Source organism: Microcoleus sp. Pol12B3 (genome assembly GCF_036701355.1).
GTDB lineage: Bacteria > Cyanobacteriota > Cyanobacteriia > Cyanobacteriales > Microcoleaceae > Microcoleus.
Map to the genome: position 1 here is coordinate 127,709 of NZ_JAUBQS010000012.1, position 15,615 is coordinate 143,323.

At 45.8% G+C, this 15,615-nt stretch carries 13 protein-coding genes and 1 tRNA gene; 1 reads left to right on the forward strand and 13 read right to left on the reverse strand.

Annotated features, from left to right (window positions below; all coding sequences use genetic code 11):
- Positions 1–313 precede the first annotated feature (313 nt).
- The 13 genes from QUA53_RS08895 to QUA53_RS08955 form a co-directional block, all read right to left on the reverse strand.
- A tRNA-Ala gene (locus tag QUA53_RS08895) sits at positions 314–386 on the reverse strand.
- A gap of 120 nt (positions 387–506) precedes the next feature.
- Positions 507–1,235: an HAD family phosphatase gene (locus QUA53_RS08900; RefSeq protein ID WP_333096285.1), complete on the reverse strand. Its 729-nt coding sequence runs from the start codon at positions 1,233–1,235 to the stop codon at positions 507–509.
- A 64-nt stretch (positions 1,236–1,299) separates the two neighbouring features.
- Positions 1,300–2,199 carry a class I SAM-dependent methyltransferase gene (locus tag QUA53_RS08905; RefSeq protein ID WP_333096283.1) on the reverse strand — a complete coding sequence of 300 codons (900 nt, stop codon included), beginning with the start codon at positions 2,197–2,199 and terminating at the stop codon, positions 1,300–1,302.
- 241 nt (positions 2,200–2,440) lie between these two features.
- The gene (locus QUA53_RS08910) at positions 2,441–5,008 is read right to left on the reverse strand and encodes an ATP-binding protein (RefSeq protein WP_333096282.1); all 2,568 of its coding nucleotides are present in this window, start codon (positions 5,006–5,008) and stop codon (positions 2,441–2,443) included.
- 295 nt (positions 5,009–5,303) lie between these two features.
- The gene (locus QUA53_RS08915) at positions 5,304–6,029 is read right to left on the reverse strand and encodes a TVP38/TMEM64 family protein (RefSeq protein ID WP_333096280.1); all 726 of its coding nucleotides are present in this window, start codon (positions 6,027–6,029) and stop codon (positions 5,304–5,306) included.
- A gap of 133 nt (positions 6,030–6,162) precedes the next feature.
- Positions 6,163–7,149, reverse strand: coding sequence for an arsenosugar biosynthesis radical SAM (seleno)protein ArsS (arsS, locus tag QUA53_RS08920; protein ID WP_333096278.1), 987 nt, complete (start codon positions 7,147–7,149; stop codon positions 6,163–6,165).
- A 201-nt stretch (positions 7,150–7,350) separates the two neighbouring features.
- Positions 7,351–7,746 (reverse strand): arsenate reductase, glutathione/glutaredoxin type, encoded by a 396-nt coding sequence (gene arsC, locus QUA53_RS08925; protein WP_190662998.1) that lies wholly within the window; start codon positions 7,744–7,746, stop codon positions 7,351–7,353.
- Positions 7,747–7,803: 57 nt separating this feature from the next.
- Positions 7,804–8,463 (reverse strand): arsenical resistance protein ArsH, encoded by a 660-nt coding sequence (arsH, locus tag QUA53_RS08930; protein WP_333096276.1) that lies wholly within the window; start codon positions 8,461–8,463, stop codon positions 7,804–7,806.
- Positions 8,464–8,470: 7 nt separating this feature from the next.
- A complete protein-coding gene (locus QUA53_RS08935; RefSeq protein WP_333096274.1) occupies positions 8,471–9,175 on the reverse strand; it encodes an MIP/aquaporin family protein in 705 nt (234 codons plus the stop codon).
- A 104-nt stretch (positions 9,176–9,279) separates the two neighbouring features.
- Positions 9,280–9,621, reverse strand: coding sequence for a metalloregulator ArsR/SmtB family transcription factor (locus tag QUA53_RS08940; RefSeq protein WP_333096272.1), 342 nt, complete (start codon positions 9,619–9,621; stop codon positions 9,280–9,282).
- A gap of 139 nt (positions 9,622–9,760) precedes the next feature.
- Positions 9,761–10,876, reverse strand: a complete 1,116-nt coding sequence (locus QUA53_RS08945) for an inorganic phosphate transporter (RefSeq protein WP_333096271.1) — start codon at positions 10,874–10,876, stop codon at positions 9,761–9,763.
- A gap of 231 nt (positions 10,877–11,107) precedes the next feature.
- Complete coding sequence (locus QUA53_RS08950) at positions 11,108–11,362, reverse strand: hypothetical protein (RefSeq protein WP_333075830.1); 255 nt, start codon at positions 11,360–11,362, stop codon at positions 11,108–11,110.
- Between the two features lie 177 nt (positions 11,363–11,539).
- Complete coding sequence (locus tag QUA53_RS08955) at positions 11,540–12,214, reverse strand: HEAT repeat domain-containing protein (RefSeq protein WP_333062888.1); 675 nt, start codon at positions 12,212–12,214, stop codon at positions 11,540–11,542.
- 268 nt (positions 12,215–12,482) lie between these two features.
- Between QUA53_RS08955 and QUA53_RS08960 the strand changes: the two genes are divergently transcribed.
- The gene (locus QUA53_RS08960) at positions 12,483–14,942 is read left to right on the forward strand and encodes a CBS domain-containing protein (RefSeq protein WP_333096270.1); all 2,460 of its coding nucleotides are present in this window, start codon (positions 12,483–12,485) and stop codon (positions 14,940–14,942) included.
- The last annotated feature ends 673 nt before the right edge of the window (positions 14,943–15,615 follow it).

The following is a 15,615-nucleotide window of genomic DNA, read 5'->3' on the forward strand; positions in this document are numbered from 1 at the left end:
GGGTTGGGATCGCGGGCTTACCGGATTTTTTTGGGAAACCGGGTTTAGACACCAAAATACGTCTTTTCAGCAATTAGTGTGTAATGAGAAACCCGGTTTCTTTACAGAAATTATCTTATTGATGCTACCAGTTAGGCAGCAAGGGCGTCGATCGCACAAAATAGCAACCGGGTTTCTCGCTCTCAACAGATTATTGATGCTAAAACTTAGGCAGCAATCCGGTCGATCGCATAAAATAGGCGAGTATGAAAGCAGGTGACGATCGCACTTCGCTTTGAGTACGATCGTCACCTGTAGAAATGCCCCTGATTTATGGAGAATAGCGGACTCGAACCGCTGGCCTCTGCGGTGCGATCGCAGCGCTCTACCAACTGAGCTAATTCCCCTGATTGAGTTTTAATTTAGCATTTTAGATGCCGGATTGCCGAATCTAAAAGGTTTATAGGTCTTGGTTGCTCTCACGTTCGCAGACCGTCACTTACACTAGCACGTAACTGCTAAAAACGTCAAGTGTTTTCCGCAGCCGGCTCAGTGGGAGCGATCGAGCAAAGTGCGGCCACTCTGTCCAACTCTAAATCAGTAAAATAGTCCACCGTCCAATTAGCTTGGCGCTGGATCATGTGAAACGGGTAAGTGTGAGTCACACCCGCAACCTGAATCCCCGCTTTTTTCGCTGCTTCAATCCCCGCAAAAGTATCTTCTAGCGCCAAACACTCGATCGGTTGCAGGTTAAATTCGGGATATTTCTGGTTGAGAAGTTCGACAGCCAATAGATAGCCGTCAGGTGCTGGTTTGCTCGCCGTCAAGTCGTCACCTGCGACAATTAACTCAAAGTTTGCTGCCAAACCGGCCCGATCTAACACCAATTCTATCTCCGATCGCATTGCCCCGCTAACTACGGCCATTTTCAGTCCGGCGACCCGAATTTTGTCAATAAATTCTGCCAAACCGGGATAAATCGGCAGTTTCTCCAAAGTATCTATTTGAGCTTTGTAAGCTTGGGACTTGCGTTGCAGCAGCCGATCGAGATATGTTTCTGTTAGATATCGTCCTCGGCGCTTGAGCAGTTCGGTAATGCAAGCGCGATCGCTTTTTCCCAAACAAACTTCTCGAAACTCCCCACGTTTGAGCTGGAGATTTTCATCGAGCATCAATTGTTCGATTATTTTTTCGTGAATCGGCTCGTCATTAACAATCACGCCATTAAAATCAAATAAAACTGCTTTTAGAGTCATTAGTCATGAGTCATTAGTCATTAGTTTGCTAACAGTTAACCATTAACAGGCAACAGTTAATAGATCAAGCAGGAGCTGGAATGCCTGGTAAATCGCCATCAAAATCAGGAGTTCGATCGCCCCAATTCCACCCCCTCGCCACCTTTGCCTGTTCCAAATCTTCCCCCGGCAAAGGTTTCACGCCCTGCGTCACCTGATTAGTCCACCAGTGTTCGTGAGTTTGCACCGCCGCAAATCCAGCCGCCCCCGCCCAAGCATCGAGGCTGCCAGCCGCGTAAGACTTAATATAAGGCTCCTCAAAGATATCAGTCAGCCACTGCGTCTGCCGCAAAGTTTTTTGATTTCCGTCCAAAATTGCCACTTGTCCCCCAACCTTCAGCAGTCGGAAGCTTTCTCGCAAAATTGCCCGCGATACAGCAGGCGGCGTCTCGTGAAACAGCAAGGAAGCTGCTACTAAATCGAAGCTGGCATCGGCAAAAGCAACGCTTTCGGCATTTCCATGCAACCACTCGATATTTAAGCCGGCTTTTTGCGCTTTCATGTCGGCAACTACCAGCATATAAGGCGACAAGTCCAGCCCGACAACTTCTGCTTGGGGAAAAGCTTGCTTGAGCATGAGCGTTGTAGAGCCGGTGCCGCATCCCAAATCGATGATTCGGCGCGGTTTCACCCGCACAGCGTCAATTAAGCCTTGCCTGACGACTGTTTCGTGGGGAGGCAAAACATATTGCGTGATGGGATCGTAGGAAACGGCGGCACTGGGGTTGAGGTAGCCACCTTTAATGCCGTGAAAGTTTTGGCTGCTGTAATATTCGGGATAAACTAAGTTGGGTTGTCGGTAGCGATCGCCCGCTGTTTCCCAGTCGATACCTTCATAGAGTCGTTTCAGTGCTTGTTCGTCGATCGCCAGTCGAATCAGGGGCGACAAGAAGCGCTCGAAAATTGTATCCTTGCCAACAGCCATAAAACACCTTTAACAAAAACTCTTATAATTTTAGCCAACGGCCGTCAGCTTAGCATGAATTCAAACCGTTGAACCCCTCGAACCTCTCCCCTCTATCAGTTACCTCGCTTACCAAATCCGTGGGCTTCCTTTCGCACTTTCTTCTTATACCAGTTTTTATAAAAAATGCAACTGTATACCAGCTTCAAAAGCTTGTTCGATCGGGTATTCCAAAATCTAAAATCTACAATTTAAAATGGTATTATTTCCCGTTACTAATAGGAACTTTTACCAAAAACTCCGTGCCGCCGCCCGAAGGTTTAGAAATTTCGATGCTGCCTCCGTGTCCGTCTACTATAATTTTGTAGCTAATTGCTAACCCCAAACCAGTGCCTTTGCCCACGGGTTTGGTAGTAAAAAATGGGTTATAAATTTGGTCTTTAACGCTGTCGGGAATGCCTGGGCCGTTGTCGGCGATGGCCACTTTCAGAAATTTACCGCCATGTTCGCGAACTACTCCCGTGGAAATAGTAATAATTTTATCCAGGCGATCGATCTCGTTCAAGGCATCGATCGCATTGCTCAGCAAGTTCATAAACACCTGATTGAGCTGAGACGGATAGCATTCTACTGAAGGCACTTTTCCGTATTTCTTGACTATATAAATTCTATTTTTGATGCGGTTGGAGAGCAACAGCAAGGTATTTTCTATACCTTCGTGAATATCCGCCTGCTTTTTGTCAGATTCATCTAGGCGAGAAAAATTACGCAAAGAAAGAACGATGCTGCGAATGCGTTCGGTTCCTATTTTCATAGAATCCAATATATGTGGCAAATCTTCCTCGATAAATTCTAACTCAATTTCTTCGGTGAAATCTGCGATTTCCTGGGGAACCTCTGGGAAGGCTTCTTTGTACAAACTCACCAACTCTAATAAATCTTTAGTATATTTGCTGGTGTGAGGCAAATTAGCCGAAATGAAGTTAACGGGGTTGTTAATTTCGTGCGCTATTCCCGCCACCATTTGACCTAGGGATGACATTTTTTCGCTCTGCACCAAATGAGTTTGAGTTTTTTTCAGTTCATTTAAGGCGCTATTAAGCAGTTTTACTTGGTCTTGGGTTTGACTGTAAAGGTGAGCTTGAGTAATTGCGATCGCCAATTGGTCTGCCACAGCTTTTAATAGTTGGATTTCCTCCCGGCTCCAAAGCCAATGACTAACGTGGCTGCAAATTAAATAACCCTGCGGCTGGTTTTGAGTGTGGACAGGAACCGCTAAATAGCTATTAGCTTTTTTAATTTCGTTCGTTTGAGCTGCACCCTCCGCCCAAGTGTCCCTCGAAAGAATAATTGGCTCGCATTGGCCACTCGGTATCGACAAATTTCCGACAAAGTAAGACTCAAACTTCTTAGCGGGCGTCGAACAATCAGATGGGCAACATTCCCATAGGATGTGTAACATTTGTTCTTTGGGTTTGTACCACCCAAAAGCAGCCCGTTCTAGGTGCAGTAAACTTACTATTTCTTCGACTGTACTTTGCACAATCTTGTCTAATTCCAGGGAAGCGCGAATGCGTCCAGCAATCCGGTTGAGCATGGCTTCTCGCTCCGCTTGAGCGCGATTGTTTTCGGAGGAGTAAATTAGCCAAATTGCTCCTAGCATGGCTGGGCCGAGCAGTCCGGCCACGACCGATGTCAGCAAATTTAATGCTTGCAGTTGGGATTCAATATTTTCGCGGGGAATTACTAAAGCCATCGACCAATTAACTTCCTTGAGGGGTGCGTAGGCCACATACACCCATTTGCGATCTATTTTTACCAGTTCGATGTTGGTCTGGCCGTCGATCATCTGCCGCGCAATTGTGGAGAGTGCGGGGTCTTGTGACTGTAAAAAGCTTGGGGTCTCCCGGTCGATATTTCCAACTAAGTTACTGTTGGGATGAACAATTGGCACTCCTTGTGAATTGAGCGCAAAAGCATAACTGTCAGAACCGTACAGCAAGCTGTTAGCGACAGATGTAACTCTGTCTAATTTAATGCTGCCCGATAGGACTCCAATTACTTGATTGGGAGCGGGAGGTAAAGCCCAAATAGGAGCTGAAATAATGATTGTAGAAATTTTTGTACTGCGGCCTATCAGCGGGTCGGAAACGTTGAGCTGCCCGGCCATTGCTTTTTGAAAGTGTTGGCGGTCTTTACTGTTCGCGCGCTTGCCTAAAGTATTGATAAATAAGCCGTCCGGTTGAGTCAAGGACAAAATGAAATACTCTTTTAATCTGTATATTTCTCCTTGTAACCGGGGTTCGACTAATTTCCAATTAAGAGTGTTAACCGTAGGATCGTAAGCAAGGGTTTCTATTTCTGCTTTGCGAGTGCTGAGCCAGCGGTCGATTTCGTCAGTGCCTTTTTCTAGTTTTAATAGTGCGATTTGCTTTAAATTGTCGAGGATTAGCCCGCGCACAAAAAAATAGCTGATGCAAGCAGTTGTGCTAATGGTTAAAGCCGTGGTGGCCAGAATTAGCAGGGTCAGCAAATGGCGGCGCTGCCGTCTGTGCTGCCAAAGACTATGCGCTTGCTGCCACCGCGATTGAGCAGAACTACTGATGTTGTCCCAAAAGTGGCGCAGCTTTTTTGCTTGGTGTGGCGGCGGCGCAGACACTGATCCGGCTTGATTTGCTGGGTTTTGCATCATCAAATGTTCTCTCCGAATCACATTCATCAAACGGTATTGGTCATTCGCCAGAATTAATATCCGGCAAGTCGTGAGACCAGTTTCAGAAAATAATGCAACTGTAGGCTGGTGATTCCAACCCTGGTAGTCATCAGTCATTCCCAATCTAAAATCTAAAATCTAAAATTTAAAATGGTATGACTTGCATTCCTGTCTGCAAACAATTCTTATTCCGATCGCACGCTCGCCTTCTATTTTGGCATCAGCTTTATATTTTGACCTTCGGTTTACCTAATAGAGGTTACTGCTTTACGATATCTTTAATATCTATCTCGTTTGTATAACAAAATAATTGTAAATAACATAGAGAAAATACGGAGTTTTTTAAATTAGCAATGTATTCTAATGTAGAGGTAAATACTTATTGACAGTTTGACTAATTTGTGATCTGGCTTCAAGGAGAAATTTTTTCGTCTAAAGCTTTTTTGGCGAAGCGGGTTGCATAAACGGTGAGGGCGATCGTTGCTACCAAACCAATACCGTAGAGAACCCACTCAGCAGTAGTGCGCGATCGCCCACTAGATCCGAGTGCCGCCAAACTCCCGGCCAAGGAACCGATATAAACATACATGACTGTTCCGGGAATCATGCCGATCCAAGATGCGAAAAAATAGTCTTTTAGAGATACCTGCGTGACTCCAAAAGCATAGTTAAGTAAATTAAACGGGAAAATGGGAGAAAGCCGCGTCAGCAGCACAATTTTCCATCCTTCAGAGGCAACTGCGGAGTCGATCGCCTTAAATTTTTGATTGCCCTCTATCTGTTTGGAAACCCAGTCGCGAGTTAAATACCGCCCTACCACAAAAGCGCAAGTTGCGCCTAAAACCGAGCCGATGGAAACACAAACCGAGCCGCCAACGACTCCGAACAAAACGCCAGAACCGAGAGTCAGCAAAGAACCAGGGATAAATAGAACCGTTGCTACAATGTAAATTACAATAAAAGCTGCCGGGCCCCAAGGGCCGAGACTCGCGATCGACTCCAGGGCATTTTTCAGAATTCCTTGAAAGTTAAAAAACTTTGCCGCCACAATCAAAGCCACAGCTAAACCAATCCCTAAAATCAGCTTCCACCTATTTGATGTTGACGGATTTTCATCGGGCGATCGCGAATCATTCATTACCTCAACTCTCCACTCTCAATAATACGGGCATGGGGCATTGGGCCCAAAAGCATGGGGAATCGGGAATCGGGAATCGGGAATCGGGCCCAAGAGCATAGTTTCTTCCTTCTTCCTTCTTCCTTCTTCCTTCTCAAATCAAAGTACCGCCGCAGCTAGAACCGCAACCTGCCGTACAGCCGTAACAATAAGCAGCCGTTTGCACCTCTTGAATGACATCTAAACTACCAGATGCGAGCAATTTAGCAGTATTTATCTTTTCCCCGCTGCCAGTTTTCGCGGGCAGATTTTCCATTTGGTTAAAATCGCAGTCGTAGACATTGCCCAAATAGTCAATCGACAATTCGTTACGACACATTAAATGTTCTAGGGTGCCGGGATTAAAATTCTCCTCCAAAAACCCGAGATAAGGTTTGTGCAGTTTCTTATGTTCCAAATGAAACTTAGTTCGTCCCACCGGCAAATTAGTAATCGCGAACAATTGATTAAAACAAATCCCAAAATGTTCGGCTAAATAAACCTTGTAATCTTGCTCTAACTTGCCTTGTTCCGGTGTTAGCGAAAATTTGTCTGTTGTCGGCACTTGTGGATTGTACACCAAATCGAGAATTAAATTTGGGTTTTTCCCGTATCCCAACTGATTTAGCTTTTGTAGCGCCCGAATTGAACTGTCAAAAACACCGCTGCCGCGCATTTTGTCCACATTGTCAGCTTGATAGCAGGGAAGCGACGCCACAATTCTGAGTTGATGCTGCGCGCAATATTCGGGAATATCTTCAAAACCTTTTTCAAAGTAAATCGTCAAATTAGAACGAACAATTACCTCTTTACCTGCCGCCCTGGCAGCTTCCGCCAGCGGTTTAAAACCGTAAAGCATTTCGGGAGCGCCGCCGGTGAGATCAACAGTTTTAATTTGAGGAAAGCGGTGAATAATTTCAATTAATTGGTCGCAAATTTCCGGGGAAAGTTCTTCTGTTCGGTTCGGGCTAGCTTCAACGTGGCAGTGAGTGCAAGCCAGGTTGCAGCGTTTGCCGAGATTAATTTGTAAAACTGTAATCTGCTTTTTAGTTACAGCTGAGTTAATTTTGTTTTTGAAAGGCGTGACTGCTGTCTGAATCATGTGCTAACCTTTTGGTCTTTGCTCGCAACGAATGTAGAGGCGTTCCGACAGAACGCCTCTCATAATTTAGCACTAATTCTAATAGTTCTGGACGCATCAAAACCCAAGAAACTGGGTTTTTTGCCGTTTTTGCGGGATGTAACGCATCTTATGAGAAAAAAACCCGGTTTCTGACCACCCGTGCGTGTAGGACGATTAATCTTACTTGAGAGAGTCAACTAATGTTTCCACTCGTGCTTTAATTTCATCTCGAACGCGGTGAAAAGTTTCGATGGGTTGTCCGTCGGGATCGTCGAGTTGCCAATCTTCAAACACTTCTCGCAATACCCACGCTTCGGGTAAATTCACGCCGCAGCCACAGAGAGAAATTACGGCATCGTAGTCTTCTGCATTGAATTCGCTTAATGGGTTGGATGTTTGATCGGTGATATCAATGCCGATTTCTGACATGACTTGAATTGCTGTCGGATGAACTCTGCTTGATTCTAACCCGGAACTGGTGACTCCAATCTGGCCGGCTCCGATGGTTTTAGCGAATCCTTCGGCCATTTGCGATCTGCAGGAGTTTCTTTTGCAAACAAACATTACTTTTTTCATGGTTTTTGTTGGTTGTAAGTTGTTGGTTATTCGTTGTTGGCGGGGTTCCGGCGCTTTCTAAGCGCCCGGTAATTCCAGGGCGCGATTTGCTAGTGCGATCGCCTCTTTAGCCGCTTGTTCCTTGCGTTCGCTGTAGCGATCGGTCAAATAGTCGGCTTGCTCCCGCAACAGCAAGGTAAACTTGTACAGTTCCTCCATCACGTCGATCGCGCGATCGCGATAAGGCGAATCCTTCATCGTCCCATCGTCGTTAAACTCCTGATAAGCCTTAGCAACCGAAGACTGATTCGGAATCGTAAACATCCGCATCCAGCGACCCAAAATTCTCAAAGTATTGACAGCATTAAAAGACTGGGAACCGCCACTGACTTGCATTACCGCCAAAGTTCGGCCTTGAGTCGGTCTGACAGCCCCAATGCTTAAAGGAATCCAGTCAATTTGATTTTTCATAATGCCGGTAATATTGCCGTGCATTTCTGGACTAGACCACACTTGACCCTCCGACCACAGGCTTAATTCCCGCAACTCTTGAACCTTCGGATGAGTATCGGGAACGCTGCCGTAAATCGGCAATTCTAGAGGATTAAAAAATCTAACTTCTGCACCGAAATCCTCAATAATTCTCGCCGCTTCTTCCGCCAACAAGCGGCTGTAAGAACGCTCTCTCAAAGAGCCATATAAAAACAGGATTCTCGGTTTGTGCGTAAAATTTGTCATGATAATTTCAATTAAAATCCCGAAATCCGTTAGACAGTTCTCGATAAACTGCCACTGCTAATTGTGCTCCCCAGATAGGGGCAACCCAGTAAACCCAATGGTGGTTCCAAATACCGCCAATTAAAGCAGGGCCCAGCGATCGTGCCGGATTCATGCTCGCTCCGGTAATCGGTCCCATAAATGCAGCTTCTAACCCTACAGTTAACCCAATTGCTATCCCGGCAAAGCCGATGTGAGCGCGTCTATCTAATCCTGAACCGAGGATAACAAACATTAAGATAAAGGTCAAAACAGTTTCTAAAGTTAGAGACTGCAACCAGTTACCTTTGAGAGGAATAGTTGCACCGAGATTTGCTACTTTTCCTAGGGTAATTAGCAGCACTTGAGAAGCTGCGCTCGCACCCGCACACTGCGCCAAAACGTAAGGCAAAACTTTGTATTTTGGGAAAAAACCGCTCGCCCAAAACCCTAAAGTTACGGCCGGATTAAAGTGTGCACCGCTGATGTGTCCTAGGGCGTAAATCATCGCAGTTACTACTGCACCAAATACAAAACTGATGCCTAAATGAGTTACGGAACCCGCGCTAGTTTTGTTAACCATCACCGCACCGGTGCCTGCAAAAACCAAAATAAATGTACCTATAAATTCGGCGATCGCCTCTCGCCTGCAATCTGGCCGAGCACAAGCTAACCTACGATCTGTTGCATCCATCGCTCTCAACTAATTTGTTCCATCCGATCATATCAATAAAAATTGATATGTCAATCCTTAAAAAAGCCCTCTCAGTATTTGAGCGATCAAGAAATGTTGATGGGTTAACCCGCGTCGGCACAGGGACGCGCCGGCAGTATCTGGCTGAAGCGGCGGTATTCGGCGAGGTACTGTTCGAGGGCGACAAACTGAGCTAAATTGAGGCTGTAGTAAATCCAGCGCCCTTCTTGGCGGCTGCGGACTAAAGCTGCATCCTTCAAAGCTTTGAGGTGAAAAGAGAGTTTAGACTGAGTGACGTTGAGCCGATCGCACAAATCGCATACGCACAACTCCTGTTCCCGCAGCAACTCCAAAATCTGAATCCGCAGGGGGTCAGAAAGAGCGTGAAAGCCAGCAGCGATCGATTTATCTGCAACGGGCGGCGCGATCGTAGAATTTTTAACCATAAATTACCCTTAAATTTTTATTCAACAACTCCCGGCAAGATTTCTTCTTTTTACCCTTAGATTTGATATGGTTATCCTTTGATGGCAATCCCAAATCAACTGCGAACTCTTTCTCTTCTAGGACTAACGATTAATTCTCTTACCGATGCAACGCCCAGTAAGCGCCGCCGCTGATTGCAGCAGCAATTGGCAAGGTCAAAATCCATGATAGTAGAATCTGATAGAAAACGCGCACATTAGCTTTTTTTGAAATCAATCCTACACCAAAGATTGAACCTACCGAAACATGGGTAGTAGAAACTGGAAGTCCATAGCGACTGGCAGCAATAACTAAAAATCCCGTCACTAAGTTTGCCACAAGTCCTTGACCGGTATTCATTGCTGTCAGCTTTTTGCTCATTGTTTCGGCAACTTTTCGAGCATTCAACAAACCGCCGATCGCCATTCCCAAAGCTACTGCTAAACTTCCCCACTGAACTGATATTGATTGACCGACTAACATCAGCGAAACAATTTTCGGAGTATCGTTCAATCCTCTGGCAAAACTGACGATTCCCGCACTCATAAAATGGCAAACATCGACTAACTTTTGGCTGGGAATTTGTAAGAAATTTCCCAGGTACCTTTGCGTGCATTTATCGAGAGAATCGACCGCGACATCAGCGGTTGTGATACACTTCAGTATGTTAGTTGCATCCGGTTGAGGAATGGGAATAATCTGTTGGATTTTACCAGCGCAAATACACCATTCTTTCTGGATTCCCAAATAAACTCGCAGGTAGCGAGACAGCCCATAAATTAAAGCTGCTAATGGAATCGCAATCACGGGACTCAGCAACAAAGGCATTAGAAAAGTTTTCTGCAATGCTGTAAAATTAACTTGAGTACCAATTGCTACTAAACCTGCACCGACAAGAGCACCTGTAAGACCGTGAGTTGTGGAAATAGGGAATCCAGTTAAGGTAGCCAGAATAACGGTTAAACCCGCAGCGATCGCGACTGCCAAATGAAAATCTGGGGCATTGGCGATCTCGTCTGGAACTAGCCCTTTTCCCGAAAAGCTTTTTACCAGAGTTTCTGCTAAAAAAATAGAAAAGACTGAACCTGCAAAAGTTGTAATCGTTGCCCAACCAATTGCTGTTTTGTAGTTCGTCGTCTGACTGCCAAACAGTGTCGCCACGCCTTTAAAATTATCATTAGCACCATTGCAGTATGCTAAAAACAACGTGGCGATAAATAGGGCAATAATTAACATTCTCTTACTCAGAATAAGTGGGGTTTATTTAATTTTTTTTTGCGCGGGCTGCTACAGCACCGAATTTAATTGTATAGACACCGTTGCATCAAATAAAATAAGGGAAATATTAAGATTTCTTTGGAAGGCGAGCGATCGCATCTTAATTTCGCGCCAGCAACATGGGCCCGATATGGAACGATACTATAATTAAGGCTTGGCGATCGCCGACGGTACGCTCACCCTACCCATTCACTTAGGGTTCTGTACCCTTGCCGGCACATCTGTCAGTCCCGCCTTCTGCATCAGCGAAATCACCCCTATAGATAGAATTCCCCCAATAATTGCCCCCACCACTACCAGGATGATAAAGACTTTTTGCAGAGTTTTTTTAGTTGCCGGGTGGTACTGTTTCGGCAATGCTTCACCTTGCTCGTCAACTTCTTGCTCCAAGGGGTCTAGCGGATTGGAGGGATTTGAGTTAAAGGGATTGGGCGCTTGATTCATGGTTAGTTTGGGTTAAAGGAGATCGACAACTATTTTAACTTGCGATTTAGCCGCGCAGCTTAAATAATACATTCTGGTTTTACTGAATACTCTATAAACTTTATTAAGATTGCTAAAATACGGATTAACCCGGTTTATTGAATAAACCGGGTTTTTCAACATACTAAAAGTTTTATGTCATGCTTCTGCTTTTGACAGACGATCGAGAGAAATTGTTGCCGCCTTAGATACTTGAGAATTACTATCTTTTTCTAAGTATTTCAAAGCCGAAACGCTCTTAACACTCGGCAAATTGCCCAAAGCTTCAGCCAGCCTCTGGCGAATCAGCCAATCTTCCGACTGAGCAAAATTGAGGATGCGATCGATCGCCCCAATATCTTTAATTTCCCCCAAAGCCGAAATTGCCGCCTGCTGGATCACCACTTGCTCGCTGTCGAGAGCTTTTAGCAGCACATCGCGAGCCCGGGGATCTTTGAGATTCCCCAGAGAAACAGCAGCACTGAAGCGCACCAGCCATTGAGTATCTTCGTAAAAAGCCCGCACCAAAGCATCAAAAGCTCTGATATCTTCCAGATAGCCCAAAGCACCTGCAGCGTCAGCGCGAATGCCGTAATCCGGGTCTGTTTCTAGCAATTTGACTAGAATAGGATAGCACTCTGCTGTCGGTTTCACGCCGAGAGCAAACACAGCCATCGATCGCACTTGCAAACTTTCATCGTTCAACACCTTTTTAATCAAAGGCACCGCCTCTGCAGCAGGCACATTCCGCAAGTTGGCCAAAGCCACCATTCGATCGGCGGAATTTTGGCTTTCTAACTTGGCTGCAATTTGCTCTAAGCTTAAAGTTGTCATTATGGGTAAATCTTGTAGTAAAACTTTACATTCGGGTTATTTTGATTATAGGAGAGTCTCACGGGAAAAGCAGGCAGTAAAAACCGCCCCAGGATTTGAGATGAGTAAGATTGCGGATAAGTGACACGATTAATCTAAAGCTCAGATTGCGTGGAAATAATCAATGAGAAAGTTTATTATTTAAATCCCAAGCACAGGCGAGGTGTTTCTGCCGTTCCCTAAGGCTTTGCCCGATAGTTAGCCGCCCTCTGACAACCTGCAATCAACTATGCCGTTCTACCACCCGCCCTTTTACTCCTCAGCCTTAGAACAAGCGATCGATCGCTACCCCCTCACTGCCGGGCCAGAAACTTCCTTAGCAGTGGCGATCGCCCTGATGAGTCAGTTGCAAAACACTTGTCCCCTAGTCAAAACACCTGTACCTGCAGACCGGGGGGCGATAACCGAAACATCCGCGCCGGAAAAGGTGCGGGCCAGCTGCGTGTTCGTCGTACAGAACCAGCAGACTATTACCACAGGCAACTTATCCGACAACCCCAGCCGCGGACTGTTAATCGGCATATTAACACCCGCCGACCTAGTGAGGCTGATAGCTTCGGGCACAATAGACAACCAGCAAAAAGTAGCCCTGCACAAAATACCAATTTCCGAAGTGATGTCCCCGGTGTCGGTCTCCCTCACAGAGTCCGATGATCAAGACGTGTTTACCGCTTTATCCTTATTTCGCCAGCACAAGATTCGCTATTTGCCGATCGTCAATCAATTTCGCCACTTGGTAGGAGTGCTGACACGGGAAAGAATTCGCCAAGTATTGCAGCCTTCAAACATTCTTAAATTGCGGCGGGTAGCAGAATTAATGACTACGCCAATTACAGCGCCCCACACCGCCTCGCTGCTGACCATAACCGAACTGATGTCAGAGCATCAAGTCAGTTGCGTAGTGATTACAAAAAACAAAGAATTAACAATGGAGAAGCCCAAAGATGACTATACCTCCATTTTTCACTATTCCTTTCACCAACCGCTGGGAATTGTTACCGAATATGACCTTGTGCAGGCACAGTTTCTCGAACTAAATTTCCAGCAAACCCCAGCTCAAAAAGTCATGAGAACTCCCCTGCAATTTCTTCAGCCTTCCGATTCCCTATGGACGGCGCACAAAGAAATGCAGCAGCAACAAGTGCAGCGGCTGGTCGTCTGCGGGGGGCGCGGAGAACTGTTGGGAATTATTACTCAGACCAGCTTGCTCAGAGTCCTCGACCCCACCGAAATGTACCGAGTTGTCAAACAGTTGCAGCAATCGGTTTATCAACTGCAAGCCGAAAAAGTGGAACTGCTGCAAAGCCGCAACGCCAAACTAGAACAGCAGGTGCGGGAACGGACTGCCAAACTCCACGAACAATTGCAGCGCGATCGGCTGTTAACTCACATTTCCTTGCGGATTCACCAATCCTTAAACCTCGAAGAAATTCTCAACGCCAGCGTCGATGAAGTCCGCCAAGTTTTGCAAGCTGACCGAGTAGCAATCTTGCATTTAGAGTCCAGCAATTACGGCATTGTAGTGGCAGAATCCGTTGCCGAAAATTGGCCTTCAATATTGGGAGAAATCATGCCAGATAATATTTGGCAAGAATCTGCTTCCGTGATCGAACAGGAAATTTATGCGGTTCCAGACCTCGACCAAGCCTGTTTGAGCGCCGAAAAATATGCCCGGTTCCAGCAAGCGCAAATCAAAGCTTATTTGATTGTACCAATTTTGCAAGACGGCAATTTGTGGGGGATGATGTGTGTCCATCAGTGTTCCCAATCCCGTCAGTGGCAGCCTTCGGAAGTGGATTTGCTGCTGCAACTGGCAACTCAAATCGCGATCGCCATTCAGCAAGCCCAACTCTATCAGCAAGTCCAAAATCTCAACACCGACCTCGAACGCCAAGTCCAAGAACGCACCGCCGAATTGCAGCAAAAAGTTCACGAACTCCAGCATTTAAACGTCCTCAAAGATGAATTTCTCAGCACCGTTTCTCACGAACTGCGGACGCCTTTAGCTAATATAAAAATGGCTATTCATATGCTGAGAATTTCTCCCACGCTAGATCGGCGCCAGATTTATCTAGAAATTTTAGAAAGAGAATGTACTAGAGAAACAGATTTGATTAATGCTTTGCTAGATTTGCAGCGGCTCGAAGCCGCAACTTGTCCGATCGACCTCGAACCAGTAAACTTAGAAGTGTGGCTGCCTACTATTATCGACCCGTTTTACAGCCGGGCCCACGACCGCCACCAGGATTTGCGAGTAGAGTGCGATCGCCACCTCCCGACGATCAGTTCCAACCGCGCTAGTTTGGGACGAATTTTAGCCGAGCTCCTCAACAATGCCTGCAAATATACTGCCAATGACGGCGAAATTTTTCTGAAAGTTGAGTGCAAAAACGGAGACTGGGAACAAGACGGACAAAGGACAAATTCGCGACAAGCAAGTGCTGTGGCTTCAGAAATCCAATTTACACTCAGCAATCAATCGTCTATTTCCATAGAGGAATTGCCTCGAATTTTTGAGAAATTTTATCGAGTTCCCAACGCCGATCCTTGGAAACAAGGAGGTACAGGTTTAGGTTTAGCTTTGGTTCAAAAACTTGTCGAACAGTTGCAGGGAAAAATTGAGGTTGAAAGCAGGAATGGCTGGACTAATTTTATCGTCACATTTCCTACCAACCCGGATGGAAATTAGTCGGTCATCAGTCAATTTTAGATTTTAGACTTCGGCCTAAGAGGTGCGGCTAGCGCGAGCGTCAAATCGCGCTCAGTCGAACGATTTTAGATTTTCGATTTACTCCACAGATGAATCTGGGAGCTTGAAAAACCCACATTCCGAACCCAACTGTCACGTGGGGTGCGGGCGGGCTGTAAATTCCGTGGGATGGTCTAGCGAGAACAGATCGAGAAAGTATAAACCCACATTCCGCAGCCCCCAAGGGGCAGCGTAGGCGGATTGAGGGGGTAAAAGTGAATCATCGGAGATCGTAGTAAGTCAAAACACCCAAAAATCTGTGCAACTAGATCATCACTCACTTAGGAATTCCTAAAAAGTACATGAGGGCATGAATTAAATCTTCTTCACCCATAAAACTTCAATAATTACACCATTACTAACTATTAATTACCAGCATATAATTTGAGAAATCTGACAATTATACATCACGGCTAAACCAACACTTAATTAGAGTTTGCCGAATAATTGAGCGCAAACCAATAGCAGGAGCGATCGATATATTCAGGAGCAATTTACAATAACTTTTTGCTGCGTTAATTTTCTATGCCTATAAGCTGGGGGGGTGACAAAGATAGCTAGGAACTAGACCGGATGAGAGTTGCGGCCCTCATCCCCCGTTGATAAAAACAGC